At 66.5% G+C, this 25074-nt stretch carries 24 protein-coding genes; 14 read left to right on the top strand and 10 right to left on the bottom strand.

Annotation, left to right across the window (positions count from 1 at the left end; all coding sequences use genetic code 11):
- Positions 1–237 precede the first annotated feature (237 nt).
- From QX070_RS09545 to QX070_RS09535, 3 genes are all read left to right on the top strand, one after another.
- On the top strand, positions 238–2571 hold the full coding sequence (locus tag QX070_RS09545) for an acetamidase/formamidase family protein (RefSeq protein WP_315736630.1): 2334 nt from the start codon (positions 238–240) through the stop codon (positions 2569–2571).
- A 171-nt stretch (positions 2572–2742) separates the two neighbouring features.
- Positions 2743–3126, top strand: a complete 384-nt coding sequence (locus QX070_RS09540) for a RidA family protein (protein ID WP_315736629.1) — start codon at positions 2743–2745, stop codon at positions 3124–3126.
- 138 nt (positions 3127–3264) lie between these two features.
- Positions 3265–4860 carry a gamma-glutamyltransferase gene (locus QX070_RS09535; protein WP_315736628.1) on the top strand — a complete coding sequence of 532 codons (1596 nt, stop codon included), beginning with the start codon at positions 3265–3267 and terminating at the stop codon, positions 4858–4860.
- Between the two features lie 147 nt (positions 4861–5007).
- Here the strand turns inward: QX070_RS09535 and QX070_RS09530 are convergent, their stop codons facing one another.
- From QX070_RS09530 to kynU, 3 genes are read right to left on the bottom strand one after another with little or no spacing between them, the layout of a single operon-like run.
- Entirely contained in the window at positions 5008–5832 is an 825-nt protein-coding gene (locus tag QX070_RS09530) for an alpha/beta hydrolase (protein WP_315736627.1), read from the bottom strand.
- Positions 5833–5865: 33 nt separating this feature from the next.
- Entirely contained in the window at positions 5866–6705 is an 840-nt protein-coding gene (gene kynA, locus QX070_RS09525; protein WP_315736626.1) for a tryptophan 2,3-dioxygenase, read from the bottom strand.
- The gene (kynU, locus tag QX070_RS09520) at positions 6702–7895 is read right to left on the bottom strand and encodes a kynureninase (RefSeq protein WP_315736625.1); all 1194 of its coding nucleotides are present in this window, start codon (positions 7893–7895) and stop codon (positions 6702–6704) included. The genes kynA and kynU overlap by 4 nt, the downstream gene beginning before the upstream one ends.
- A 241-nt stretch (positions 7896–8136) precedes the next feature.
- On the opposite strand from kynU, the gene QX070_RS09515 reads away from it, so the two are divergent.
- Positions 8137–8541 carry a DUF4864 domain-containing protein gene (locus QX070_RS09515; protein WP_315736624.1) on the top strand — a complete coding sequence of 135 codons (405 nt, stop codon included), beginning with the start codon at positions 8137–8139 and terminating at the stop codon, positions 8539–8541.
- Positions 8542–8551: 10 nt separating this feature from the next.
- Here QX070_RS09515 and QX070_RS09510 read toward each other — a convergent pair whose 3' ends face one another.
- The 4 genes from QX070_RS09510 to QX070_RS09495 all read right to left on the bottom strand — a co-directional run bounded on the left by QX070_RS09510 (position 8552) and on the right by QX070_RS09495 (position 12552).
- Positions 8552–8947, bottom strand: coding sequence for a thioesterase family protein (locus tag QX070_RS09510; protein ID WP_315736623.1), 396 nt, complete (start codon positions 8945–8947; stop codon positions 8552–8554).
- Positions 8948–9183: 236 nt separating this feature from the next.
- The gene (locus QX070_RS09505; protein WP_315736622.1) at positions 9184–9447 is read right to left on the bottom strand and encodes a tautomerase family protein; all 264 of its coding nucleotides are present in this window, start codon (positions 9445–9447) and stop codon (positions 9184–9186) included.
- A 67-nt stretch (positions 9448–9514) separates the two neighbouring features.
- Positions 9515–10978 (bottom strand): histidine--tRNA ligase, encoded by a 1464-nt coding sequence (gene hisS / locus QX070_RS09500; protein WP_409998848.1) that lies wholly within the window; start codon positions 10976–10978, stop codon positions 9515–9517.
- Between the two features lie 494 nt (positions 10979–11472).
- Positions 11473–12552 carry a branched-chain amino acid aminotransferase gene (locus QX070_RS09495; protein ID WP_315736620.1) on the bottom strand — a complete coding sequence of 360 codons (1080 nt, stop codon included), beginning with the start codon at positions 12550–12552 and terminating at the stop codon, positions 11473–11475.
- A 347-nt stretch (positions 12553–12899) separates the two neighbouring features.
- Here QX070_RS09495 and QX070_RS09490 point away from each other — a divergent pair, with 347 nt between their 5' ends.
- From QX070_RS09490 to QX070_RS09480, 3 genes are all read left to right on the top strand, one after another.
- The gene (locus QX070_RS09490; protein WP_315736619.1) at positions 12900–13451 is read left to right on the top strand and encodes a MarR family winged helix-turn-helix transcriptional regulator; all 552 of its coding nucleotides are present in this window, start codon (positions 12900–12902) and stop codon (positions 13449–13451) included.
- Positions 13448–14179, top strand: coding sequence for a response regulator transcription factor (locus QX070_RS09485; RefSeq protein WP_315736618.1), 732 nt, complete (start codon positions 13448–13450; stop codon positions 14177–14179). The genes QX070_RS09490 and QX070_RS09485 overlap by 4 nt, the downstream gene beginning before the upstream one ends.
- A gap of 240 nt (positions 14180–14419) precedes the next feature.
- The gene (locus QX070_RS09480; RefSeq protein ID WP_315736617.1) at positions 14420–15808 is read left to right on the top strand and encodes an ATP-binding protein; all 1389 of its coding nucleotides are present in this window, start codon (positions 14420–14422) and stop codon (positions 15806–15808) included.
- A gap of 13 nt (positions 15809–15821) precedes the next feature.
- Here the strand turns inward: QX070_RS09480 and QX070_RS09475 are convergent, their stop codons facing one another.
- Positions 15822–16805: a VOC family protein gene (locus QX070_RS09475; protein ID WP_315736616.1), complete on the bottom strand. Its 984-nt coding sequence runs from the start codon at positions 16803–16805 to the stop codon at positions 15822–15824.
- A gap of 140 nt (positions 16806–16945) precedes the next feature.
- Here QX070_RS09475 and QX070_RS09470 point away from each other — a divergent pair, with 140 nt between their 5' ends.
- From QX070_RS09470 to QX070_RS09450, 5 genes are all read left to right on the top strand, one after another.
- Positions 16946–17737 carry a DNA-binding transcriptional regulator gene (locus QX070_RS09470; RefSeq protein ID WP_315736615.1) on the top strand — a complete coding sequence of 264 codons (792 nt, stop codon included), beginning with the start codon at positions 16946–16948 and terminating at the stop codon, positions 17735–17737.
- A 69-nt stretch (positions 17738–17806) separates the two neighbouring features.
- Positions 17807–19330, top strand: coding sequence for a bifunctional 3-(3-hydroxy-phenyl)propionate/3-hydroxycinnamic acid hydroxylase (locus QX070_RS09465; protein WP_315736614.1), 1524 nt, complete (start codon positions 17807–17809; stop codon positions 19328–19330).
- 31 nt (positions 19331–19361) lie between these two features.
- Positions 19362–20213, top strand: a complete 852-nt coding sequence (locus QX070_RS09460) for a fumarylacetoacetate hydrolase family protein (protein WP_315736613.1) — start codon at positions 19362–19364, stop codon at positions 20211–20213.
- 82 nt (positions 20214–20295) lie between these two features.
- Positions 20296–21501, top strand: a complete 1206-nt coding sequence (locus tag QX070_RS09455; RefSeq protein WP_315736612.1) for an ABC transporter substrate-binding protein — start codon at positions 20296–20298, stop codon at positions 21499–21501.
- 18 nt (positions 21502–21519) lie between these two features.
- Positions 21520–22512, top strand: a complete 993-nt coding sequence (locus QX070_RS09450; RefSeq protein WP_315736611.1) for an NAD(P)H-quinone oxidoreductase — start codon at positions 21520–21522, stop codon at positions 22510–22512.
- Positions 22513–22563: 51 nt separating this feature from the next.
- Here the strand turns inward: QX070_RS09450 and QX070_RS09445 are convergent, their stop codons facing one another.
- Complete coding sequence (locus QX070_RS09445; protein WP_315736610.1) at positions 22564–23109, bottom strand: DUF3617 domain-containing protein; 546 nt, start codon at positions 23107–23109, stop codon at positions 22564–22566.
- A gap of 68 nt (positions 23110–23177) precedes the next feature.
- On the bottom strand, positions 23178–23483 hold the full coding sequence (locus QX070_RS09440; protein ID WP_315737063.1) for a hypothetical protein: 306 nt from the start codon (positions 23481–23483) through the stop codon (positions 23178–23180).
- A 168-nt stretch (positions 23484–23651) separates the two neighbouring features.
- Between QX070_RS09440 and QX070_RS09435 the strand changes: the two genes are divergently transcribed.
- Together QX070_RS09435 and QX070_RS09430 are read left to right on the top strand one after the other, a co-directional pair.
- The gene (locus QX070_RS09435; protein ID WP_315736609.1) at positions 23652–24116 is read left to right on the top strand and encodes a hypothetical protein; all 465 of its coding nucleotides are present in this window, start codon (positions 23652–23654) and stop codon (positions 24114–24116) included.
- A gap of 131 nt (positions 24117–24247) precedes the next feature.
- Complete coding sequence (locus tag QX070_RS09430) at positions 24248–24952, top strand: ribonuclease T2 (RefSeq protein ID WP_315736608.1); 705 nt, start codon at positions 24248–24250, stop codon at positions 24950–24952.
- Positions 24953–25074 lie beyond the last annotated feature (122 nt).

Genomic DNA, 25074 nt, shown 5'->3' with positions numbered 1-25074 from the left:
TTGCGGGGGAGGGTTGGGGTGGGGGGTGCCCCGGGCGACACTGCCGATGTGGACCCCCACCCCCAACCCCTCCCCGCAAGGGGGAGGGGAGCGCACTCAGCGCGCGGCGACAGCGTTGGCTTCAATGAAACCGGGACGAAAGCACTGGCCAGCGCCGACATGCCGCTACAGAGACGACAGACCATGAAACTCATCTGGCACGGGGGTTGCTTCGAATTCCCGGACCCGGGTCGTGCCATGAGTTTTCGTCCGTTCACCAGTGAATCCTACGCGCGGGACGAGCGTCCTGAGGCGTGGCGTGATGTCCTGAACGCGGTCGGGTTGCAGCCGGCTGCCAAGGCGCCGTTCTATGACGGCCATGCGACCGCCTCGCATCGCGGCGCGCCGGGTATCGCGCTATCGCGGCTGGCGGCGGGCTCGCAGGTCATCACCGCGGTTCCGCAAGCCCATGAGGACCTGCCGATTGCGTTGCTCGCGATCGACGACGGCGCCGTGCTCCGCAGCGGCGACAGCCATCGCATCGTCCCCGCGGGACATCTGATGCTATTGCCGCGCGTCGGCGACTGGAACATCGCGTTCCAGCGCGATCTGCGCGCCATCGGGCTATCGGTGACATCAGACGCCCTGCATGGCCGCATCAGCGGCAAGCTGAAATTGGCCGCCCCACAGGTGATCGCGCCAAGCGGCCTTGCCGACGTAATCTGCCGCACCATCGAGGCCACCGCGCGGGCGCTCGAAACGCTCAGCGACGCCGAATGGAGCATGGTCGCGCAGAGCCTGGTCGATCTGCTGCTGACGCTTGCCCATCAACAAGCAGTGCCGACAACGGAGGCCGGCAGCAGCGCGACGCAGGCTGCGATCCTGCACCGGATCTGCCAGACCATCGAGCGGCGGCTCGACGATGCCGAGCTGACGCCGGCGCGGGTGGCCCAGGCCGAAGGCATCTCAGAGCGCTATCTGCAAAAACTGTTCGAAGGTGCCGGCGATAATTTCAGTCACTACGTGAGGGAACGGCGGCTGCAGAGGGCCTGGACCGACCTGTCCAATCCAGCCGAAGCCAACCATTCGATCTCCGAGATCGCCTATCGCTACGGCTTCGCCGATTCAGCGCATTTCAGCCGCAGCTTCCGCGCCCGCTTCGGCCTGTCGCCGCGCGAGTTCCGGCAGCAGAAGGCGGAGCAGGCGATGACGTCGGCGGCCCCGCGCGGTCAGCGCGGCTGGCCGCAGGATGCGCTGGCCCAGCAGCGCGTCTGCGAGAGGCCGGCGTCAACCAGGAGCGACATCGCCCTACCCGCGCCGGCCAACGACCAGGATGCGCGGCGGCATCACCATCATCTCGCGGTGTCGGCCGAACGCGTGCATTGGGGCTATTTCAGCCGCTCGCTGCCGCCGCAGATCGAAATCGCATCCGGCGACACGATCACGGTGGAGACGCTGACCCAGCATGCCTCCGATGATCCGGAGCTGATGATCTCAGGCGATGCCGCTGCGCTCAGCGTGTTCGGCTGGACCAAGGCGAAGAAGAACGTCGACCGCCGTGGCGCCGGCCCGATGGACGCCAGCGTGTTCGGCCGCGGCGCCGGCGAAGGCTTTGGCGTCCACATCTGCACCGGCCCGGTCGCGATCAAGGACGCGCAGCCGGGCGACGTGCTCGAAGTACGGATCCTCGACATCGTGCCGCGGCGAAGCCGCAGCCGCGGATATGAAGGCCGCGTGTTCGGCTCCAGCGTGGCGGCATGGTGGGGCTATCACTACAATGAGCTGATCGCTCCGCCCGCGCCGCGCGAGGCCGTCACGATCTACGAGATCTTCGCCGACGATTCCGAGCCGCATGCGCGCGCGCTCTATTCCTATCGCTGGGAGCCGCAGACCGATCCGGCCGGCGTGGTGCATGCGACCTACGACTATCCCGGCGTGCCGGTGGCGCCCGGCAGCATCAAGCGCCGCCACGGCGTGCTCGACAACATCCGCATTCCGCTGCGGCCGCATTTCGGCGTGATCGCCGTGGCGCCACGCGAGGCCGACTTCGTCGATTCGATTCCGCCGTCCTATTTCGGCGGCAATCTCGACAATTGGCGGCTCGGCAAGGGCGCGACCGTGTATCTCCCCGTCGCCGTTCCCGGCGCGCTGCTGTCGGTCGGCGATCCCCACGCGACGCAAGGCGACGGCGAGCTCGGCGGCACCGCGATCGAATGCTCGATGACCGGCACCTTCCAGGTCATCCTCCACAAGAAGTCGCAGCTCGCCGGACAGCCTTTCGCCGATCTCACCTATCCCCTGATCGAAACCGAGACCGACTGGGTGCTGACCGGCTTCAGCCACCCGAACTATCTCGCCGAGTTCGGCGCGCAGGGCCAGAGCGAGGTCTACGCGACCTCCTCGCTCGACCTCGCGATGAAGGACGCGTTCCGCAAGATGCGCCGCTTCCTGATGCACATCAAAGGCCTGAGCGAGGACGAGGCGGTCGCGCTGATGTCGGCCGCGGTGGATTTCGGCGTCACCCAGGTCGTCGACGGCAATTGGGGCGTGCACGCGATCCTCAGCAAGCGGCTGTTCGAGGATGCGGGCTGAGTTCACGCTAAATCGTAGGGTGGGCAAAGGCGCGCCCGCGAACCTGCGACATCGATCATGATGTACGTCGCGCCGTGCCCACCGCGGCGCATCCGCTGAGGATGGTGGGCACGCGTCGCCTGCGGCGCCGCTTTGCCCACCCTACACATTCACTCGCAGAGGAATCCGACCATGCAGTTCCACATGATCTCCGGCGCGACGAAACCCGTGGCGCCGTTCAGTCACGCGGTCGAGACCGACGGCTTCGTGTTCGTCACCGGTCAGATGCCGGATTCACCGGAGGCACCGGGCGTGCTGCCCGACGGCATCGTGGATCAGACGAAGGCGGTGATGCAGAACTTGAAGTACATCCTCCAAGGTCTCAACCTTGGTCTCGAACATATTGTGATGTCTCGGATTTACCTGACCGAGTTCAAGCGCGATTACGCGGCAATGAATGAAACTTACCGTTCATTCTTCCCGCCGGACCGGCTGCCGGCCCGCACCTGCGTCGGCGTCACCGGTCTCGCCTATGACGCGCTGATCGAGATCGATCTGGTCTGCCGAAGACCATAATACCCATTGGTAAACATCTCCTCAACGCAGGCAACCGTCATTCGATCCGGGCTGGGGAGCGTCCCGCTGTTGCCGATTGTGTGCCGAGGCTTGGCGGTGTCAATTCGCCGGACAATCAGGCGGGATCGGGGGAGTGCCATGCCGTACCAGTTTTCCAATCGTCAGCAGATCCGCAAGCCGGCGGTGACCAGCAAGGGCGGCATCGTCGCGGCACAGTCACGGCGCGCCGCCGAGGTCGGTGCCGAGGTGCTGGCCGCGGGCGGCGACTGCGTCGATGCCGTGGTGGCGACCGGCTTTGCGCTCGGCGTGCTCGAGCCGTGGATGAGCGGCCTCGGCGGCGGCGGCGCCATGCTGCTGTACCGCGCCAGGGACAACCACGTCGAGGTGATCGACTACGGCATGCGCGCCCCTGACAGCCTTGACGTCGCGGACTATCCGCTGGCCAACGACGGCAGCGTCGCAGCCGACATCTTCCCCTGGCCCCGCGTCAAGGACGACCGCAATCTGCACGGCCCCGGCGCGATCGCAGTGCCCGGCGTCGTCGCGGGCATGGAGGCGGCGCATCGCCGCTACGCGCGGCTGCCGTGGCAGGATCTCGTCACGCCGAGCGTGAAGCTCGCCGCCGAGGGCCTGCTGGTGGACTGGTGGACCACCGTGATGATCTCGAGCTGCGCCGCCGACCTGCGCCGCTATCCCGGCAGCGCCGCGGCCTATCTGAAGGATGGTTTGCCGCCGAACCCGCAATGGGGCGCGAAGGCGGTGACGCGGCTGCCGCAGGAGCAGTTGAAGGCGACGCTGGCACATCTTGCCAGCGCCGGCGCGCGCGACTTCTACCGGGGCGACATTGCGCGCTCGCTCAGCCGCGACATCCAGGCCGCCGGTGGCGCGCTTTCAGTGGATGACCTCGCCGCGTTCGAGGCACATCACCGCGAGCCGCTGCGCATTCCCTATCGCGGCGGCACGGTGTTCGCGACACCGGAGCTGACGGCCGGCCCGACGCTCGCACACGCCTTGCGGCTGATGCAGGCGCGCGTGACGGCCTCGGGCAAGACGCCTGATGCAAGCGCCTTCATCGCCTATGCCGAAGCGATGCAGTCGGCCTATCGCGAACGGCTCAACGACATGGGCGATGCGCCCGGCAAGCGCGCGCTCGGCGCCGAATATCTGGCACCGGCCTGCACCACGCACTATTCGGTGGTGGACCACGACGGCAACATGGCCGCGGTGACGCAGACCCTGCTGTCCGGCTTCGGCTCGAAATTCCAGGCGCCGCAGAGCGGCATCATGATGAACAACGGCATCATGTGGTTCGACCCGACGCCCGGCACGACGAACTCGCTGGCGCCGGGCAAGCGCTGCCTCACCAACTACACGCCCGTGGTGGCGCAGGCCGCCGACGGCCGCCGCCTCGCGCTGGGCGCCTCCGGCGGCCGGCGCATCCTGCCCGCCGTGGCGCAGATGCTCTCCTTCGTAATGGACTTCGGCATGGATCTCGACACGGCGATCCACCAGCCTCGCATCGACGCCAGCGAGGGTGACGTGGTCGGGGCGGATACGCGCCTGCCGGAAGAGGTGACGGACGCGCTGACAGCGAAGTTCGAGACCGTGCCGGCACCGGTGCAGACCATGCCGATGAAATTCGCCTGCCCCAGCGTCGTGATGCGCGAGGGCGATTTGAACAGCGGCGCAACGGAGATCTTCCATGCGTGGGGAGATGCGGTGGCGGAGAGCTGACGCGATCATCGTCGGATTCGAGATATCGCCACGATGACGATGAGCTCCCCTCCCCCTTGCGGGGAGGGGAGATGAGGTCGCTGCGCCGTCACCGCAGAACGCATGCACGGAGCACGGGGCGAGCGCTGCAATCGACGCTACTTGAGACTACCCCACCAGCGCCTGCACCAACCCACTCTCCGGATCCGCCAGCTCGTCGATCACGTCGAAATGGTGCCGGTCCGGCGCCTCGACATAGGCAGTGGAGGCCCCGAGCCCGGTCCAGATGTTGGCGAGCAGCTGGGCCTGGCGGCGGAATTCGTTGCGCTCCGCGCCGCCGACCCAGGCGGTGACACGGGCGCCAAGGACCGGCACCAGCAGTGCCGGGCTTTCCTTGGCAGCCACGGCATCGTCGATGTGCAAGGTCTCGTTCATCGCGGTCCGCTGCAGCGGGCGCAGATCGTGCAGGCCGGAGAGCGAAACAACGTTGCTGATCCGCGCCTGCCGCTCCGGCGGCAGCGGCGCGCCGCGGCAGATCATGCGGCTGACGAGATGGCCGCCGGCGGAATGCCCGGTCAGCGCCACCGGCCCCGCGACCTCGTCCATCGCCCGCGCGATCGCCTGCGCCACGTCGGCCGAAATATCGGCGATGCCGACCTCGGGACAGAGCCGGTAGGACGGCATCGCCACGGCATGGCCGCGCGCGATGGAGCCTTGCGCGAGATGCGACCAGAAGCTCTTGTCGAGCCGCATCCAATAGCCGCCATGCACGAACACGACGAGGCCCTTCGGCGTCCCCTCGGGAAGAAACAGGTCGAGGCGCTGACGGTCGTGCGCGCCATAGGCGATGTCGAGCTTCGCCCGGCCCTGCCCCGCCAATGTCGTGCGATAGGCTTCCGCCGGCGCGACCCACAGGCCGGGCCAGCGCTCGCCACCGGCGATGTTAGGGCCGTTGGCGTAGGCATTGTCCCAGTCCTTGACGGCATAGAGCATGAAAATCTCCTGTCGAATGATCAGTGCGCGGCCTCACAGCCCGGTGCGCAGCTTCCAGAGCTCGGGGAACAGCACGATCTCCAGCATCTTGCGCAAGTAATTGACGCCGCTGGTGCCACCGGTGCCGGTCTTGAAGCCGATGATGCGCTCCACCGTGGTGACGTGGTTGAAGCGCCAGCGGCGGAAATAGTCCTCGAAATCGACCAGCTTCTCGGCGAGCTCATACAATTCCCAATGCCGCTGCGGATCGCGATAGACGCCGGTCCAGGCCGCCGTCACCTCCGCGCTCTCGCTGCGCGTGCCGCGCCAGTCGGTGCGCTGCCCGTCGGCGCCGATGAAGAAGCCGCGCCGCGCCAGCAGGCGCAGCGCTTCGTCGTACAAGCTGGGCTTCGCCAGGATCGCTTCCAGCTCGGCGGTCAGCTCCGGGTGATGCGCATGCGGACGCAGCATCGCGAGATTGCGGTTGCCGAGCAGGAATTCGATCGAGCGATACTGGAACGACTGGAAGCCCGAGGACTCGCCGAGCTTGTCGCGGAACAGCGTGTATTCGCTCGGAGTCATCGTGCGCAGCACGTCCCACGCACCGTTGAGCTGCTCGAAGATGCGCGACACCCGCGTCAGCATCTTGAATGCCGGCTGCACGTCATCCCTGGCGATCGCCGCCATCGCCGCCTTGATCTCGTGGATGGCGAGCTTCATCCACAGCTCGGAGGTCTGGTGCTGAATGATGAACAGCAGCTCGTCATGGGCCGAGGACAGCGGCGCCTGGGCATCGAGCAGGCGATCCAGCATCAGATAGTCGCCATAGGACATCCGTCCCTTGAAGTTCATCCGCGCACCTTCGGTGGCGGGATCGTAGGGACCGTTGCTCACGTCACGAGCTCCTTCTGGCGATATTCGGGTCTGTCCCACAGCTTGTTGTCGAGGACCTCCGCGAGGATGTCGACGGCGCCGCGCACCTCGGCCTCGCCGAGATAGAGCGGCGTGAAGCCGAAGCGCAGCGCATCCGGGGCGCGGAAGTCGCCGATCACGCCAAGCGCGATCAGCGCCCGCATGATCGCATAGCCGTCGGGATGGCGGAACGACACCTGGCTGCCGCGCTGCGTCGCATCACGCGGCGACGCCAAGGTCAGCGACGGACAGCGTTTCTCGACCTCGGCGATGAACAATTCCGACAGCGCGATCGAGGCCGCGCGCACGTCCTGCATCGACACGCCGTCCCAGGCGTCGAGCGCGGCATCGAGCGCGGCCAGCGCGATGATCGGCGGCGTGCCGATGCGCATGCGCTCGATGCCGCCGCCGGGGCGGTAGTCGAGATCGAAGGCGAACGGCGCCTCGTGCCCCATCCAGCCGGACAACGCCGGCGGCGCGATGTCTGCGTAACGCGGCGCGACATAGATGAAGGCCGGCGCACCGGGCCCGCCATTGAGATATTTGTAGGTGCAGCCGACCGCGAAGTCGGCCTCGGCGCCGGCGAGGTCGACCGGCACGGCGCCGGCGGAATGCGCGAGGTCCCACACCGTGAGCGCGCCAGCCGCGTGCGCCTTCTTCGTCAGCGCGGCCATGTCGTGCATGCGGCCGGTGCGGTAATCCACCTCGGTCAGCATCAGCACGGCGACGCTGTCGTCGATCGCGTCCTCGACCTGCTCGGGCGCGACCACCTTGAGCGTCGCGCGGTCGCCGAGCATGCGGACCAGGCCCTGCGCCATGTAGAGATCGGACGGGAAGTTGCCGCTGTCGGACAGGATCACGCGGCGGCCCGGATTGAGCGACAGCGCCGCGGCGAGCGCCTGATACACCTTGATCGAGAGCGTATCGCCCATCACGACCGTGCCGGGCGCGGCCCCGATCAGCCGCGCGATGCGATCGCCGACCCGGCGCGGCTGCACCATCCATCCGGCGGTGTTCCAGCCGCGGATCAGCTCCTGCCCCCACTCCGCTTCGATCATGCGGCCAACGCGGGCGGGCACGGCCGACGGCAGCGCGCCGAGCGAATTGCCATCGAGATAGATGACCCCTTCAGGGATCGTGAAGAGCGATCGAGTCCTGGAAAAATCGGTCATGCTGCCCCTGTGTGGTTCGCCGCCCTGCATGCATGATTCGCGCCGGGGCGGACCAGATCAAGCCGGTCCCATCGCGACCGGCACCGCGTCGGTCGCATGGCTCGCGAAGACGTGAGGATGTCGACACAATCCAGCCGGTCGATCGCCGCCGGTCCGCGACATTGACGCGCCAGGGCAGGCTTGTCACGGGCGGCGCGTGGCGCATGATAGATCGATCCGAACCGCCGATGGAGGACACGACATGCGCATTCTGGTGCCGCTCGTCCTGCTGCTGGCGCTGCTGGCCCGCCCCGCCGCCGCGGCCGACGCCAGCGCGGCGCAGAGCGTGATTCGCGCCCAAGAGCAGGCCCTGGCGCGCGACGACGGCGCGACCGCCTATGCCCAGGCCGCGCCGGAGATCCAGGCGCTGTTTCCGAGCGTCGAGATCTTCATGAGCATGGTCAAGAGCGGCTATCCGCCGGTCTACCGTCATCGCAGCTTCGAGTTCGGCGCCGCGCAGGTCGAGGACGGCAGCATCGCACAGCGCGTCCACATCGTCGATGCCGAAGGCGAGGCGTGGGAGGCGCTCTACACGCTGCAGACCCAGCCCGACGGCAGCCTCAAGATCACCGGCTGCTCGCTGTTGAAGACGGGCCAGTCGGTCTAGCGCGGCGCGGCTACGTCACGCCGAACCGCTTCTTGAACTGCTCGACATTGATGAGGCCGCGGCCGTGACGGCCGTCGCCGATCTTCACCTCGCCATGATAGGCCTCGACCGAGAAGCGGATGACGCGGCGCTCGACCTCGATCACCTCGGCGACGGTGCGGATGGTGGCGCCGACCGGCGACGCCGCGAGATGCCGGACATTGACCTCGGTGCCGACCGTGACCCAGCCCGGCGGCAGCACCGGGTTGATGGCATCGCCCGACGTCATCTCCATCTCCAGGATCATCATCGGCGTCGCATAGACCATGGGCATGTGCGGCACGAAATGCCCGACGGTGCGCTCCGGCGGCACGACGAGCAAACGCTCGGCGCGCATGCCCGGCTTGATGAACTCACGTGCGTCCATGGCTGCTCCGAACTGTGCTGTCGTCCCGGACAAGCGCGCGGCACGCGCGCGCCGATCCGGGATCCATACGCCGTGGCGGTCGTGATGGGCAAAGGGCCAATGACCAGCGTGCCTCGAACCGCTCCCTGGGGGTATGGGTCCCGGCGCCTTGCGCGCAATTGCGCGCTAGGCCGGGACGACGGCGGTGATCGTCGAGACAGATGTCATAGCCTCGCTTTCGCCAGGACGATGGCCAACTACTTCTTCTGCTCGGCCAGGCGTTCGACGAAGGTCTTGCCGCCCTTCATCTTGTGCGTCAGCGGCGCCTCGTTGATCTGGATCACCACCGCTTCCGGATCGACGCCAAGATGCGTCACCAGGGCCTTGGTGATGTCGCGCATCATGTTGGCCTTCTGCTCGTCGGTGCGGCCGGCGGCCATGCTCACGGTGATCTCGGGCATTCGTTGCTCCCTGTTAGTTATCTCAGCCGCGTCATTGCCGGGCTTGCCCCGGCAATCCATCTCTTGAAATCTGCGGCCATCGTTTGAAGGATGAATACGCGGGTCAAGCCCGCGTATGACGAATCCCCTACCCCCAGCTCACGTCATGGCGCGCGAGCACCTCGCGGACGCCGGCGACCAGTTCGTCCTCCTTGGCTGAGAACTGCGCCGGGCGGCTTTCGCGCCATTCCTGGTTGGAGGCGATCGCGGCCGCCGCCTTGGCGCCCTCGATCAGGTCCTTGATCTGCACCTCGCCGCGGGCCTTCTCGTCACTGCCCTGGATGATGACGCAGGGCGCGTTGCGGCGATCGGCATATTTGAGCTGGTTGCCCATGTTCTTCGGGTTGCCAAGATAGAGCTCGGCGCGGATGCCGTGATTGCGCAGGGTCGACACCATCTTCTGATAGTCCGCGACGCGCTCGCGATCGAACACGGTGACGACCACCGGCCCGAACGCCGGCCGCGTATCGAGCTTGCCGAGCAAGGTCAGCGCCGCCTGCAGACGCGAGACGCCGATCGAAAATCCGGTCGCCGGCACCGGCTCGCCACGGAAGCGCGAGACGAGACCGTCATAACGGCCACCGCCGCCGACCGAGCCGAAGCGCACGGGACGGCCCTTCTCGTCCTTGGTCTCGAGCAGGAGCTCAACTTCGTAAACGGGGCCAGTGTAGTATTCGAGCCCACGGACGACGGAGGGTTCGACGCGGACGCGGCTGTAACCGTAACCGGCCGCGCTGCACAGTCTGGCGATCTCGGTCAGCTCGTTGACGCCTTCCACATAGGCCGGCGAGGACATGAACAATTTCCGCTGAGCAACGCTCGCCAAGACCTGGGCGTTGAACTGCAGATCCTGCTCCTCACCTTGGATTTGCGGCTCCGCGACCTTCATCTCGAAGAAGGCCAGCAGGGAGTCGATCTGACTTTCAGTCAGGCCCGCGCCCTTGGTGAAATCACCCTTGCCGACCTCGCCGCCGTCCCAGCGGCCCTCGCCGAGCAGCTTCTTGATCTCTGAAATCGGAAACTTGTCGGCCTTGTCGATTGCCCTAAGCACCGTCAGCCGACGGCCCGCGTGCTCATCACCGCCGATGCCGATCGCCTCCATCACGCCATCGAGCACCTTGCGGTTGTTCACCTTCACGACATACGAGCCGCGCGGAATCCCCAGCGCCTCCATCGCATCCGCCGCCATCATGCACATCTCGGCGTCCGCTGCCGGCGAGCCGGAGCCGACGGTGTCGGCGTCGAACTGCATGAACTGGCGGAAGCGGCCAGGGCCGGGCTTCTCGTTGCGGAAAACGTAGCCGGCGCGATAGCTGCGATATGGCTTCGGCAGCGCGTCGAAATTCTCGGCGACGTAGCGTGCGAGCGGCGCGGTCAGGTCGTATCGCAGCGAGATCCACTGCTCGTCATCGTCCTGGAACGAGAACACGCCCTCGTTCGGACGGTCCTGGTCGGGCAGGAATTTGCCGAGCGCATCGGTGTATTCGAATGCCGGCGTCTCCACCGGCTCGAAGCCGTAGCGCTCATAGACGGCGCGGATCTTCTCGACCATCTCGCGCGTGGCGGCTATCGCCGCGGGGCCGCGATCCTCGAGCCCGCGCGGCAGCCGCGCCTTCAGCTTCTGGGGTTTCTTCGGTTTGTCGGACATGGGGACCGGAACGTAGGGTGGGCCAAGCGCAGCGGGCCCACCATGGCTGATAAACGCCGAAGTGGTGGGCACGGTCCGCTACGCGGCCCTTTGCCCACCCTACGGGATGGAATGCGTTGCTTGGTTGGTAGCAGCCGGGGCGCGGTGCGGCAACCCGCGGGCCGGTCAGGTGCTGGCGCGTGGCACCGTTTCCAGCATTTCAGTAAGAGCCAAGCTTGCGCCGCGCATTCAGTGCGCCCCTCCCCCGCTTGCGGGGGAGGGTTGGGGTGGGGGCGCCCCAGCGGCAGTCTTTACGGGGCTTCCCCCTCCCCAGCCCTCCCCCGCAAGCGGGGGAGGGAGCAAACCGTTATCGCGGCTAGACTGTGCCCAGAACCTGCAAGCGCTAGGGAGGCATGCCCCTACTTCACGTCCCGAATCCACTGATGCGGATCGGGGCTGCGGCCGTACTGGATGTCGACCAGCTGCTTGCGCAGGCCCATGGCGACCGGGCCGGCCTCGCCGCCGTTGATCAGGACGTCGCCGCTCGCCGAGCACACCTTGCCGATCGGCGAGATCACCGCGGCCGTGCCGCAGGCGAACGCTTCCTTCAGCTTGCCGCTCTTGGCATCCGTCCGCCACTGGTCGATCGAATACGCCTCCTCGCGCACCTCGCGGCCGGCATCACGCGCCAGCTTGATGATGGAATCGCGGGTGATGCCGGGCAGGATGGTGCCGAGCGGCGGCGTCGACAACGAGCCATCGTCGAACACGAAGAACACGTTCATGCCGCCGAGCTCCTCGACATAGCGGCGCTCGATCGCATCGAGGAACACGACCTGGTCGCAGCCATGCTGGATCGCCTCGGCCTGCGCCTTGAGGCTCGCGGCATAATTGCCGCCGCATTTGACGCCGCCGGTGCCGCCGACCGCAGCCCGCGTGTAGTTCTCCGAGACCCAGATCGAGACCGGCGCCGGCCCGCCCTTGAAATAGGAGCCGACCGGCGAGGCGATGACCGCGAAGATGTATTCCGCCGAAGGCTTCACCCCGAGGAACACCTCGTTGGCGATCATGAACGGGCGCAGATACAGGCTGCCCTCGCCGCCCGGGATCCAGGCGCGATCGATGCGGACGAGCTGCTCGACCGCCTCGATGAAGACCTCCGGCGGCAGTTGCGCCATCGCCATGCGCTCGGCCGAATTCCCGAAGCGCTTGGCATTGGCGTCGGGGCGGAACAGGTTCACGCCGCCATCGTCGCGCTTGTAGGCCTTCAGGCCCTCGAAGATCTCCTGCGCGTAATGCAGGACGGCCGCGGCCGGATCGAGCGGGAAGTTGGCGCGGGATTCGACCCGCGCGCTGTGCCAGCCCTTGTCCTGGCTGTACTGGACCACGGCCATGTGATCGGTGAACACCCGGCCGAAGCCCGGGTTGGCGAGCTTGGCAGCGCGCTCCTGGTCGGAGGTCGGGTTCGTCGTCGGCTTGATGTCGAATGTCAAAGTCATGTCCTTGCTTCCCCCGCTTGATCGCCATTCGCGAGTTCTGGCGCCGACCCGTCCGATCGGGCCAGTCGGCTTCTTGAATTTCGGACCTGCCGCGACCGGCTTTTGAGCCGGTCACCGGGCAAGCATGCCACCACAGGACATGCTTTTGCGCTCGGCGGAAGTCCAGTATGGTTTGCCGAAATGCCGCTCGACATCACACGGTTGTTCGATACGTCGCCCAGGGATGCCCGTCGGGGTTGCCTACGGCCCGTTCAGACACGCCTGGAGACCCATCGCCCGCCGATGAAACGATCTAAAATTTCGTAGCGGACGATTGTTTTGTAACATTGAACCGCAGAAACGTCAATATGGCTGACATAAATTTCTCGTCTCCGACGTTGAACCCCGAGCTGCGCGCGGCTGAGCCCTCCGCGGCCGCCGGCGGCGAGCCGCTGCGCTGGGACATCATCGAGCTCTTGTTCTTCGCCTACCGCGACTTCGTCGGCGATGCCGACCATGAGCTGGAGGCGTTCGGCTTCGGCCGGGCGCATCACCGCGTGATGCATTTCGTCACACGCTATCCCGGCCTGAAGGTCGCCGATCTGCTCGACGTTCTCCGCATCACCAAGCAGTCGCTCGGACGCGTGCTCAAGCAGCTGCTCGACGAAGGCTACATCGTGCAGAAGACCGGCAACAACGATCGCCGCCAGCGCCTTCTTTTCGCCACGCCGAAGGGCGAGGCGCTGGTCGCCAAGCTGGCCGGGCTGCAGACGCGGCGCATCGATCGAGCGCTGGAGCAGATCGGACCGGCCGGCGCCGAGAAGGTCCGGCAGTTCCTGCGCGCGATGATCGATCGCGACGATCCGGACAAGGTGCTGGAAGCCATCTTCAAGACGCCTGTCGCCGCTGCCAAGGAGTGACCGTGACGATCGCCGCCATCGCCCCGCATCATCAGCAGACGCCGGCCGACGACGCGCCGCATCTCCTGCTCGTCGACGACGACCGCCGTATCCGCGACTTGCTGTCGCGCTTCCTGCGCGGCGAAGGTTATCGCGTCACCACCGCGGCGAGCGCGAGCGATGCCCGCGCCAAGCTGACGGGACTGCATTTCGATCTCCTGATCCTCGACGTGATGATGCCCGGCGAAAGCGGCTTCGACCTCGCCCGCTTCATCCGCACGCAATCCTCGGTGCCGATCGTGATGCTGACCGCACGGGCCGAGCCGGAGAGCCGCATCGAGGGCCTGCAGCTCGGCGCCGACGACTACGTCGCAAAACCTTTTGAACCGCGAGAGCTCGCGCTGCGCATCGGCAACATCCTCAAGCGCGCCGCGCCGCCGCCGGCCGAGGAGGTCGTCGAGCAGATCGCGTTCGGGCCGTTCGTCTATCATCTGGCGCGCGGCGAGCTGAAGCAGGGCGAGGAGATCGTCCACCTCACCGACCGCGAGCGCGAGATGCTGCGCATCCTCGCCAATGCCCGCGGCGAGACCGTGCCGCGCGGCGCGCTGACCGGCAACGGCACCGTCAACGAGCGCGCCGTCGACGTCCAGATCAACCGCCTGCGCCGCAAGCTCGAGAGCGATCCGGCCAACCCGCTGTTCCTGCAGGCCGTGCGCGGCATCGGCTACCGGCTGATGACGTCGGGTTGAGATGAGCGGTTGATATGCCGGGCCATTCCGATCACGTTGCCTTGAAAGCATCTGAGCTAGCTTCCTCACCGCAAGACCTGAAACGACCTGGCATCTCCGCGTCATTGCGAGCGAAGCGAAGCAATCCAGAGTCCCGCGAAGATTCTGGATTGCTTCGTCGCGGAGCCTGCCCTCGGGCTCGCCGCGGGCGAGACCCGGGGGCTCCTCGCAATGACGGAAACGGCGCGCGTTAGGATTATCATGAGCACGCTCGACACCGGCCTCACCCTGATCCGCACCGCGTCGCGGCGGGTGTCGCGCGCCAACAGCGTGGTGGGCAACGCGTTCAAGGGCTGGATGCCGACCGGCCTCTATGCGCGCGCGCTGCTGATCATGATCGTGCCGATGGTGATCCTGCAGACGGTGGTCGCGGGCGTGTTCATGGAGCGGCACTGGAACACGGTGACGCGACGCCTCTCCGCCGCAGTTGTGCAGGACGTCGCCGCGCTGATCGACATCTACAAGGGCTATCCGCAGGACAAGGACCGCACCATGCTGCGCCGGATCGCGCAACAGCGGCTCAACCTGGTGGTCGACTTCCTGCCCGCCGGCGACATGCCGCCGCCGGGGCCAAAACCGTTCTTCAACCTGCTCGACCAGTCGCTGTCGAGCCAGATCGGCCGCCAGATCAGCCGTCCGTTCTGGATCGACACCGTCGGCCGCTCCAATCTGGTCGAGATCCGCATCGCGCTCGATGACGCCGTGATGCGCGTGTTCGCGCAGCGTGGCGCGGCCTACGCGTCGAACACCGATATCTTCCTGTTCTGGATGGTCGGCACCTCCTCGATTCTGCTGATCGTCTCGGTGCTGTTCCTGCGCAACCAGATCAAGCCGATCCTGCGCCTCGCAGATGCCGCCGAGAGTTTCGGCAAGGGCCGCGAGGTGCCGAACTTCCGGCCGCGCGGCGCGCGCGAGGTGCGACGCGCGGCGCACGCCTTCCTGGAGATGAAGGCGCGCATCGAGCGCACCCTGGAGCAGCGCACGGCGATGCTGGCCGGTGTCAGCCACGATCTGCGCACCATCCTGACGCGCTTCAAGCTGGAGCTGGCGCTGCTCGGCGACAGTCCCGAGATCGACGCCATGCGCAAGGACGTCGACGAGATGTCGCACATGCTGGAGGATTATCTGGCGTTCGCACGCGGCGACAATGGCGAGATCGCGCAGCCGACCGACATCTCCAACGCGCTCGAGGAGCTGCGCAGCGACGCCGAGCGCAACGGCCATTCCGCCACGGTCTCGTTCCACGGCCTGCCGGTGGTCACCGTGAAGCCGCAGGCGCTGAAGCGCTGCCTCGGCAATCTCGTCTCCAACGCCGCCCGCCATGCCGATGCGATCGCCATCACCGGCCATCGCGACCACCGCTACCTCACCATCACCGTCGACGATGACGGCCCGGGCATCCCGGCCGACATGCGCGAGGAGGTGTTCAAGCCCTTCCTGCGCCTCGACGACGCGCGCAACCAGGACGAGGGCGGCACGGGCCTGGGCCTCGCCATCGCCCGCGACATCGCGCGATCCCATGGCGGCGACATCACCCTCGGCGACAGCCCGATGGGCGGGTTGCGGGCGAGCGTGCGGATTCCGGTGTAGCGCGCTGCTTAGCTCACTCCTGCGCGACCACGGCGTCGAGCCACGCGCAGTTCAGTGCCGGAACGCGAGGATCCGGCACGCGAACGCCGCGTGCAGCCGCGGACAGCCGCATATCGCGCAGGCGCTTGCGTTGCTCATCCGGCAGGTACAATCGCTCGTGCCCCCACAGCGACGGGCCGTCAAAGGTCTCATGCGGCTGCCAGGTCGCGGGATCGATCACCCGGCCGCCCCAGCCATATTCGATGAAGAAGCCGGAGGGCGTGTTGACGTAGAACGAGGTCATGTGGTCGTTGGTGTGACGGCCCAGCGTGTAGGCCACGCGCCCGTCGTCGAGCTGTGCCAGGTCGTAGCCCTGGCCGACGTCGTCGAGACTGCCGAGTTCCACCATGAAGTGATGCAGTGTGCGGCGACCGGAGCCGACCATCGCGAAGCTGTGGTGACGGCCGTTGACGTGGAAGAAATAGAGCTTGTACGGCGTCAGGCCGAAGTCGGACACCTTGAAGCCGAGCAGGTCGCGATAGAACCGCAGCAGCGGCTCGACGTCCTCGACGTTGAGCACGACGTGCCCCATGCCGAGCGGCCCGGTGCGAAAGCCGGAGATCGGACGTCCCGGCCTGAAGGGATCCGAGGCGACGGCTGCACCCCAGAACACCTCGATCGTGTTGCCGGCGGGATCCTGAAAGCAGATCAGCTCGGTGACATGACGCTCGTCGGCCAGTGCCTGCGAACCGCGGGCCACCTTCACGCCGTTGTCGTCGAGACGGCTGGCGAGGCGCGCGAGCGCCGCAGCGTCGCCGACCTCCCAGCCCATGACGGCGAGCCCGCCATCGCCGCTGCCATCGACGATCAGCCGCTGCTTGCGATCATCCATCCGATAGGCCTGCACGCTGGCCGCGCGATCCACGCGCTGCATCCCGAGGAGCTCGGTCGCCATGCGTCCCCACTGCTCCGCTTGGGACGACTTGATGCCGATGTAACCGAGCGCCGTTATTTCCATCTTGTTTTCTCCCGAAAGGTGCGGGCGGAATTTCGTATCAGCTCCGCGCGGTCCTGCAGTAGACTGCCGCCCCTGCATCCGGCTCGCGTTCTCAAGACGGTATCGGCGGACGGAAACGAAGAACAGGGAGGATTTTCCAAGTGTCCAAGCAACGGACGCGATCTCCGCAAGCCCGTCCTGCGGAGGGTGTCCGCGCCTTCAAGCGGGGGCTCGACGTGCTGCGCGCGGTCAATCGGTCCGGGGGCATTCGCGCCGGCGACGTGGCGCGCCAGCTCGATCTGCCGCGGCCTACGGTCTATCGGTTGCTCGAGACACTCGAGGAACTCGGCTATGTCGCGCGCAGCGCCAGCGACGACCGCTTCCGGGTGACGCGCCACGCGTTGAGCCTCGGCGACGGCTATGATCCCGGCATCTTCATCTGCCAGGTCGCCGCGCCCTATCTCGCCGAGCTCAGCCGCAGCCTGATCTGGCCGGTCGATCTGTCGACTTATGAAAACGGCGCGATGGTCATCCAGGAGACCACGCATGCGCGCAGCCCGCTCTCGATCGATCGCAGCATGATCGGCAAGCGCCTGCCGATGCTGCAGACCTCGGCCGGCCGGGCCTATCTGGCCGCTTGCCCGCCCGCAGAGCGGGACATCATCATCAACCACCTGCGACGCATCGAGAATGCGGAGGACGTTTCCTTCCTGGCGCCCGAGCGGCTGCAGCGCATGGTGACGGAAACGGCTCAGCGCGGCTATGCAATCCGCAACGAGGGCGAATTCAATCCGAAGACGTCGTCGATCGCAGTGCCGATCGTTCGTGGCGACGTCGTCTTCGGCTGCATTTCGATCATCTGGATCCGCTCCGCCATGACCCTCGAGGAGGCTGTCGCTCAATACGCGGCCCCATTGCGCGACGCCGCGGCCGCGATTCCCGTCCAGGCCTGAGCGTCCGCTGCGTGGACAGTTTGCGACCGCGCCTTGAAGGTGCGAGGCGGTTGCGGAACAGATGCGGCCATGAGCAACATGGCTGCACATTCCGGAAGCTTCGACGTCGTCATCGTCGGTCGCGGGCCCGTGGGCTCGACGCTCGCCAATCTGCTCGGCCTGTGCGGCATCCGCACCCTGATCCTGGAGCGCGAAGCCAAGGCCTATCATTTGCCGCGCGCGGTGCATTTCGACGACGAATGCATGCGCGTGTTCCAGACCATCGGCCTTGCCGACGCCATCCTGCCCCACCTTACATTGAGTCCCGGCATGCGCTTCGTCGATGCCGAGGGACGGCTGCTGCTCGACTGGCCGCGCACCCGCGAGCCGACCTCGATGGGCTGGAATCTGAGCTACCGATTCCACCAGCCCGATCTCGAAAACGTGCTCAACAAGGGACTCGCGCGCTGGCCTCATGTCGAGCTGCGCACGCGCTGTGACGTCTTCGCGCTCGAGCAGGACCACAACGGTGCGCGCGTTCGCTATGAAGACCTCGGTACCGGCCGGCTCGTCGACATCTCCTGCGCCTATGTCATCGGCTGCGACGGTGCACGTTCGCTGGTGCGCCGCTTCATCGGCTCGGCGCTGGACGATCTCGGCTTTCACGAGCGCTGGCTCGTCTGCGACGTGCTGCTGAGCGAGGCGCGGCCCGATCTCGGCGATTTCAGCGTCCAGCACTGCAACCCGCAGCGTCCCGCAACCTATATTCGCGGCACCGGCAACCGGCGCCGGTGGGAGATCACGGTACGTCCTGACGAGGACGCGGTCGAGATCACCCAACCGGCTCGCGTGTGGGAGCTGCTCTCGCCCTGGCTCCGGCCCGCAGAGGCCGAGATCGAACGCGCCGCCGTCTACACATTCCACTCCGCGGTCGCCCAGCAATGGCGTGCCGGACGGCTCTTGCTCGCAGGTGATTCCGCGCATCAGACCCCGCCTTTTCTCGGTCAGGGCATGTGTGCCGGCATTCGCGACGCGGCCAACCTCGCATGGAAGCTGGCTCGTGTGATTGCCGGCAAGGCAACTCCTGATCTCCTCGACACCTATCAGAGCGAGCGCGCGCCCCACGTGCGCGAATTCATCGAGCTCGCGATCCGGCTGGGCGGACTCATCAACACCAGGGCGGTCGAGGCGGCGCTTGCGACCGGCACGGCACAGGGCGACGGCCAGCTCAAGCTCGACGTGCAGAAGCCACTGCTCGGCCCGGGCCTTGCCGGCGGCGATCGAAGCATGACGGGAAAGCTGGCGCCGCAATTCCGCACCCGCGATCTCGGCCGCAGCGACGACCGCGTCGGCTATCGCTTCGCGCTGCTATGCCGGTCGGGTCTCGGGACCGCAATGATCGAGCAGCATCACGCCCGCCTGACGGCCGCTGACGTCGCCGTCATTTGCGGCGAGGAAGCTGGCGGCCTCGACGGCTGGCTCGATCAGCACGGCTTCGACGCCGTGCTGATGCGCCCCGACCGCTACATCCTGGGTGCAGTCCGCACGGGCGAAGATCCCGCGGCGCTGTTGTCAGGCCTCGCCTTCCTCGCACCGCTGCCGAGCGCGGCCTGAGCGTTTCCGTTCTTTTTGAGAGGGTTCACGTATGAAGCTGGTTTCCTTTGTGATCGACGGGCGTCCCGGATACGGCGCGTTGAAGGGAGACGGTGTCGTCGACCTCGGCCGACGGCTGCCGGCGAAGAGCCTGCGCGCGCTGCTCGAGGCGGATGCGCTCGGTCACGCCGCCGAACTGCTCGCCCGCGAACAGACCGACTATCCCCTCAGTGCGATCGCCTTCGCGCCCGTCATCCCTGATCCCGGCAAGATCATCTGCGTTGGCCTGAACTATCGCGACCACGTCGCCGAGACCGGGCGGACCGTCACCGCGAAACCTGCGCTGTTTGCGCGCTTTCCCACCAGCCAAGTCGGCCATCTGCAGCCGGTCATTCGCCCTGGTGTCTCCGATCATTTCGACTACGAGGGCGAGCTTGCGCTCGTGATCGGGAAAGCCGGCCGGCACATCCGGCGCCAGGACGCGCTCGCGCACATCGCCGGCTATTCCTGCTACAATGAAGGCAGCATCCGCGACTGGCAGCGCCATACATCGCAATTCCTGTCGGGCAAGACCTTCGACCGGTCTGGCGCATTCGGCCCCTGGCTGGTCACGGCTGATGAAATTCCCGACCCGTCGAAACTGACGCTGCAGACCCGCCTCAATGGCGAGACCGTGCAGCGGACCACCACGGATCTCCTCATCACCGATGTCCCCGATCTGATCGTCTATTGCTCGACGATCATGACCTTGCTGCCGGGGGACGTGATCGTCACCGGCACGCCGGGAGGCGTCGGCTTCAAGCGCACCCCGCCTCTGTTCATGAAGCCCGGCGATACGGTCGAGGTCGACATTTCGGGCATCGGCGTGCTGCGCAATCCCGTGGCTGCCGAACCGGCAGCCTGACGTCTCCGCCTCGCGGAGAACCGCGAGGCGCACCAATCAAACACGACAAAAAACCAAATCTTCAAGTCCGGGGAGGATCATCATGTCGCGCTGTCTCAGATCCAGCATCGCTGGCCTGCTGCTGCTTGCAGGCTCATCCGCGCAGGCCGAAATCAAGGGGAGCGCCATCCGTATCGGTGTGCTCACCGACATGACCGGCATCTTCGCGACCGCGATGGGGCCCGGCTCCGTGGAAGCGGCCCGGATGGCCGCTGAGGAATTTGGCGGCAAGATCAACGGCAGGCCGATCGAAATCATTCAGGCCGACCATCAGAACAAGCCGGATATCGCGGTCGCGATCGCCCGGCGCTGGTTCGAGCAGGACGGTGTGCAGGCGATCGCCGACGGCGGCAGCTCCGGCGCGGCCCTTGGCGTCCAGGAGCTGGTGCGTAGCAACGGCAAGATCTTCCTCATCTCGGGGGCCGGCGCCAACCAGCTGACCGACGAAGCTTGCGCCCCGACCTCGGTGCAATGGACGCACGACGCCTATTCGACCGCGACCGCAGTCGTCTCGGGCATCATGCAGACCAGCAAGGAGCCATGGTTCTTCATCACCGGTGACTACGCGTTCGGTCATTCAGTGGAAGCGACCGCGCGCGCCCGCATCGCCGAGCTCGGCGGCAAGGTCGCCGGCAGCGTCAAGGCGCAGCTCGGCACGCCGGACTACGGATCCTTCCTGCTGCAGGCCCAGGCCTCCGGCGCCAAGATCCTGGCGCTCAACGTCGCCGGCGACAATGCCACAGCCATCAAGCAGGCCGAGGAGTTCGGGCTTGCGGCCCAGGGCATGAAGATCGTGCCGATGTCGTTCCAGAACGTGGACATTGAAGCCATCGGCCTCAAGGCGACGCAGGGCGATCTCATCGTCACCAGCTTCTTCGAGGATGCCTCCCCCGCCGCGCGCCGCTTCTCCGACGCGTTCTACGCGCGCCGGAGGGCGATGCCGTCACAGATACAGGCCGGGGTCTATTCGGCCGTGCGGCACTATCTGCAGGCGGTGAAGGATGCCGACAGCGACGACGGCGCAAGCGTGATGGCGAGGATGAAGGCGACGCCGGTCTCGGACGCCTATGCGGACCACGGCCAGATCCGCGACGACCAGCGCATGGTGCACGACCTGTATCTGGTCCAGGTCAAGACCCCCGCCGAATCGAAGGGCCCCTGGGACTTCGTCAAGCTGGTGACGAAGATCGCCCCCGATCAGGCATTTCGCCCGCTCGACCGCAGCAAGTGCAGCCTGGTCGGTAAGTGAGCACATGAGCGACCAAGCATGATTCCGGACGATCAGCGCGCCGTCATCATCACCGCCGCGGGCGGCCCGGAGGTCCTGTCGGAGCGACAGGACTGGCCGGTCCCGCGCCTCGGACCAGACGATGTGCTGATCGAGGTCGCAGCCGCCGGCATCAACCGTCATGACTGCAACCAGCGCGCTGCCGGGCCGTCGCGGGAGCCCAATCCCGTGCCGGGGTTGGAAGCCTCGGGGCGCATCGTGGCCTGCGGCACCAACGTTCCCCGGGAACGGCTGGGTAAAGCGGTGATCGCACTGACCGACGGCGGCTCATACGCGCAATACGTCGCCACCGATCAGCATCTTGCCCTGGACTTGCCGAGCGGCCTCGACTGGATCCAAGGCGCCGCCCTGCCCGAGGCGCTGTTCACGACCTGGTTCAATTTCTTCGAGCTGATGCGCATGGCACCCGGCGAGACCGCCTTGATTCATGGCGGAAGCAGCGGCGTCGGCACGATCGCGATCCAGCTCCTGCGCGCGCTGGGTCATCCCGTCATTGCCACCGCCGGCACCGCAGAGAAGCGCGCCGCGGCGCTCAGGCTCGGCTGCAGCGCCGTGTTCGACTATGCCGATCCCGATCTCGCCGAGCAGATCCGCGCGGCGACGGGGATGCGCGGTGTCGACTGCATCCTCGACACCTCCGCAGGCGCTCACATCGCGCAGGACCTTGCGGCGCTCGCAATGGGCGGACGGATCGCCCTGCTCTCAGCCGGACATGGGAACGAGTTGGCGGTGCCGCTGCGCGGCCTGATGGCGCGCCGGGCCAGCATCACCGGCACGTTCCTGCGTTCGACGGCACTGGACCTCAAACGACGCATCGCGGCCGACCTGCGGCAACGCGTCGGGCCCCTTCTCGGGACGGCCATTCGGCCGCGCATCGACAGCACCTATCGCTTGTCCGAGGCGGCCGATGCGCACACCCGCATGGAGACGAGCCGACATATCGGGAAGATCGTGCTTTGCGTCCGCGAATGAGCGACGATCCATGTCTCTGCGCTCGTGCCGCCAAACGCAACGGCCGCCCGCCTACTGCTTGGCACCCGGAATGAGGTTCTTCAGCTTGTTCATGTCCTTGATGTTCATCTTCATGCCACCGGGCATGACGATGTCGCCGGGCTTCTGGTCGGGCTTGCAGGCGCCGAGCCACTTCGCCTCGATGGTCATCGCGGTCTCCTTGGCGGCGCCGGCGGCACCGCCCTGGATGCGCGAGGTGGTCTTCACCGTGTAGGCCGAGTTGAAGTCACCGGTGATGTCGGCATGCGAGGTCGTGTTCATGCCGCCGAAGCTGCAGACGGCATCACTGACATAGCCGGTTGCGGTCTTCTGGATGTCCTGCTTGGAGCAGACCTGCTGCGCCATCGGCGAGGCCATGTTGTTCATGTCCCTGTCGGTGGTCTCGTCGGTGCAGTGCTGCATGGTCATTTCCGGCAGCTGGCCGCCGGACCTGACCATCTTCAATTCCCACAGGCCCGCCTTGCGCACCGGCAGGTCCACGGCACGGGCCTCGTGGCTCGCGGTCACGCTGAGGAGACAGCAGGCCAGAAGGCCGATGGCAGTGCGTGTGCAGGTCATGTGTTCCGTTCCGGCTCGTTGCGCGATGTCGGAGCGAATGCCGCCCAAAGATGGCAATTAGGAGAACGTTAGTACAGCGTCCGCAGCGGCCGTTGCGCCGAGCCATAGGGCACCCAGCGGCAGGCGAACGAGACGTAGCCGCCATAGCGCGCATCGACGGCGCGGAACTTCGCGACCTTGCCGTAGGAGGCGCAATGATCGACCGCGAGCTGGCGCGCATCCGTGCGCTGGGCCAGCTGATAGGCGATGATGCCGCCGGTGTCGTTGCCCTTGAAGGGCGGCACCACGTCGGCCAGAGCCGGCGCGGCGGCCAGCAGCATCCCGACGGCCGCGAGGCCTGCAGTCTTCACGAGTCCGGCCTTCAGCGTCCGCATTGCATTCTCCTTGAGCTGGCGTGCCATCCTAAAGGTCCTGTGCGGTCAAGAAAAGAACACCAGCCTCGCGTTAACAGGACTAATCGTGGAGTGTTGCCGCGTTGCACTTGACCTCCTGTGGCCGCCGCGGCACGGTCCACGCTCCCGGATCAGCCTTGCGGACGGCCCATGCGCGACTTCAGCTCACCTTTCAAGATGTTCGGCGCTCCCTGTGGCGCGCTGCTTGCCGCCATCGTCGCCACCGCCCCGGCTCAGGCCGCCAATCCGCTCGAGATGAACTTCTGGCTGTCCGGCCCGAAGTACGAAGGCCGGGTTGCCCCCTGCGAGGCGGCCATTCCGACCATCGTGTCGCGATTCCAGGACAAGGAGAGCACCTTCTGGAATTCCTCGCTGACGATCACCGGCGTCGCCAACGTCCATGAGATCGCCTTCCGCCCCTGGCAGTCCGACAATATTCCGCGCCGCTTCTGCACCGGCAGCGTGATGATCAGCGACGGCAAGGCGCGCACCGTCAACTTCTCGATCATCGAGGATGGCGGCTTCGCCGGCTATGACCAGGGCGTCGAGTTCTGCGTCGTCGGCCTCGATCGCAACTGGGCCTTCAATCCGGCCTGCCGCGCCGCCAAGCCCTGATTCGACTTTGTCGGACCATCGGCCGCTCGCGCGGGCGGCCGGCTGACGAATGGCTGCCTCGGGGCAGCCATTTTGTTCTTGAAATGTTCCAACGCGCTGCTAGGCTCCTGGCATTGTCCGGGGAGTTCGCCATGTTCGATTGCCTGCGCCGACCTGCGGTCCTGTTGTCCATAACGATCGCCTGCTTTGCCCTCTTGGTGGGTGTGCTCGCGGCTGGCTCCGCCGAGGCGCAGGACCGTCGCCAGAACGCGCCGGGCGCGTTCGACTTCTACGTTCTCTCGCTATCCTGGTCGCCCTCGTACTGTGCCGAAGCCGACGAGCGAGGCGGCCGCGGCAGCCGGTCCCAGCAGTGCGGCGGCCGGCCCTACTCGTTCGTCGTGCACGGGCTGTGGCCGCAATACGAGAACGGCTACCCCGAATATTGCGAGCAGCCGGCGCCGCGCCTGCCGCGCAACATCATGACCTCGATGCTCGACCTGATGCCGGCGCCGGGCCTGATCTACAACGAGTGGGACAAGCACGGCACCTGCGCCGGCCTGTCCGCGAAGGCCTACTTCGAAATCATCCGCAAGGCCCGCGCCGCCATCAAGATCCCGCCGGAATTCCTCGATCTTACGGAGGCCAAGACGGTGGCGCCGGGGGCGGTCGAGGAGGCCTTCATCAAGGCCAACCCCAAGCTCACGACATCGGGCATTGCCGTCACCTGCAATCGCACCAGGCTGAGCGAGGTCCGGATCTGTCTGTCGAAGGATCTGGAGTTTCGCAACTGCGACGAGATCGACCGCCAGGCCTGCCGGCGCGACGAGGTCAACATGCCGCCGGTGCGCGGCGGCTAGCGGGGCGACCGCAGTGGGTCGGCCTGCGGCGCCTCTCGCCGCGGCGCTGATCCGATGCTCTCTGGATCCATCCGGCGCATCGACGGGGTACCCTTTTGACGCGGAACGGCGTAACTCGTACC

Source organism: Bradyrhizobium sp. SZCCHNR1093 (assembly GCF_032381175.1).
In the GTDB taxonomy this organism is placed as follows: domain Bacteria; phylum Pseudomonadota; class Alphaproteobacteria; order Rhizobiales; family Xanthobacteraceae; genus Bradyrhizobium.
Note: the sequence above shows the minus strand (reverse complement) of the source record. Positions and strands in the feature narration are given on the sequence as shown.

Bases quoted from the DNA above. Each gene is read 5' to 3' on its own strand.
- QX070_RS09465 (WP_315736614.1), top strand. From the start codon at position 17,807: ATGAGCAACATGGCTGCACATTCCGGAAGCTTCGACGTCGTCATCGTC.
- QX070_RS09445 (WP_315736610.1), bottom strand. From the start codon at position 23,109: ATGACCTGCACACGCACTGCCATCGGCCTTCTGGCCTGCTGTCTCCTC.
- QX070_RS09475 (WP_315736616.1), bottom strand. From the start codon at position 16,805: ATGGAAATAACGGCGCTCGGTTACATCGGCATCAAGTCGTCCCAAGCG.
- QX070_RS09480 (WP_315736617.1), top strand. From the start codon at position 14,420: ATGAGCACGCTCGACACCGGCCTCACCCTGATCCGCACCGCGTCGCGG.
- QX070_RS09515 (WP_315736624.1), top strand. From the start codon at position 8,137: ATGCGCATTCTGGTGCCGCTCGTCCTGCTGCTGGCGCTGCTGGCCCGC.
- QX070_RS09440 (WP_315737063.1), bottom strand. From the start codon at position 23,483: ATGCGGACGCTGAAGGCCGGACTCGTGAAGACTGCAGGCCTCGCGGCC.
- QX070_RS09545 (WP_315736630.1), top strand. From the start codon at position 238: ATGAGTTTTCGTCCGTTCACCAGTGAATCCTACGCGCGGGACGAGCGT.
- QX070_RS09490 (WP_315736619.1), top strand. From the start codon at position 12,900: ATGGCTGACATAAATTTCTCGTCTCCGACGTTGAACCCCGAGCTGCGC.
- QX070_RS09535 (WP_315736628.1), top strand. From the start codon at position 3,265: ATGCCGTACCAGTTTTCCAATCGTCAGCAGATCCGCAAGCCGGCGGTG.
- QX070_RS09430 (WP_315736608.1), top strand. From the start codon at position 24,248: ATGTTCGATTGCCTGCGCCGACCTGCGGTCCTGTTGTCCATAACGATC.
- QX070_RS09540 (WP_315736629.1), top strand. From the start codon at position 2,743: ATGCAGTTCCACATGATCTCCGGCGCGACGAAACCCGTGGCGCCGTTC.
- QX070_RS09435 (WP_315736609.1), top strand. From the start codon at position 23,652: ATGCGCGACTTCAGCTCACCTTTCAAGATGTTCGGCGCTCCCTGTGGC.
- QX070_RS09460 (WP_315736613.1), top strand. From the start codon at position 19,362: ATGAAGCTGGTTTCCTTTGTGATCGACGGGCGTCCCGGATACGGCGCG.
- hisS (WP_409998848.1), bottom strand. From the start codon at position 10,978: ATGGTCGAGAAGATCCGCGCCGTCTATGAGCGCTACGGCTTCGAGCCG.
- QX070_RS09450 (WP_315736611.1), top strand. From the start codon at position 21,520: ATGATTCCGGACGATCAGCGCGCCGTCATCATCACCGCCGCGGGCGGC.
- QX070_RS09505 (WP_315736622.1), bottom strand. From the start codon at position 9,447: ATGGATTGCCGGGGCAAGCCCGGCAATGACGCGGCTGAGATAACTAAC.
- QX070_RS09495 (WP_315736620.1), bottom strand. From the start codon at position 12,552: ATGACTTTGACATTCGACATCAAGCCGACGACGAACCCGACCTCCGAC.
- QX070_RS09455 (WP_315736612.1), top strand. From the start codon at position 20,296: ATGTCGCGCTGTCTCAGATCCAGCATCGCTGGCCTGCTGCTGCTTGCA.
- QX070_RS09530 (WP_315736627.1), bottom strand. From the start codon at position 5,832: ATGCTCTATGCCGTCAAGGACTGGGACAATGCCTACGCCAACGGCCCT.
- kynU (WP_315736625.1), bottom strand. From the start codon at position 7,895: ATGACCGATTTTTCCAGGACTCGATCGCTCTTCACGATCCCTGAAGGG.
- QX070_RS09510 (WP_315736623.1), bottom strand. From the start codon at position 8,947: ATGGACGCACGTGAGTTCATCAAGCCGGGCATGCGCGCCGAGCGTTTG.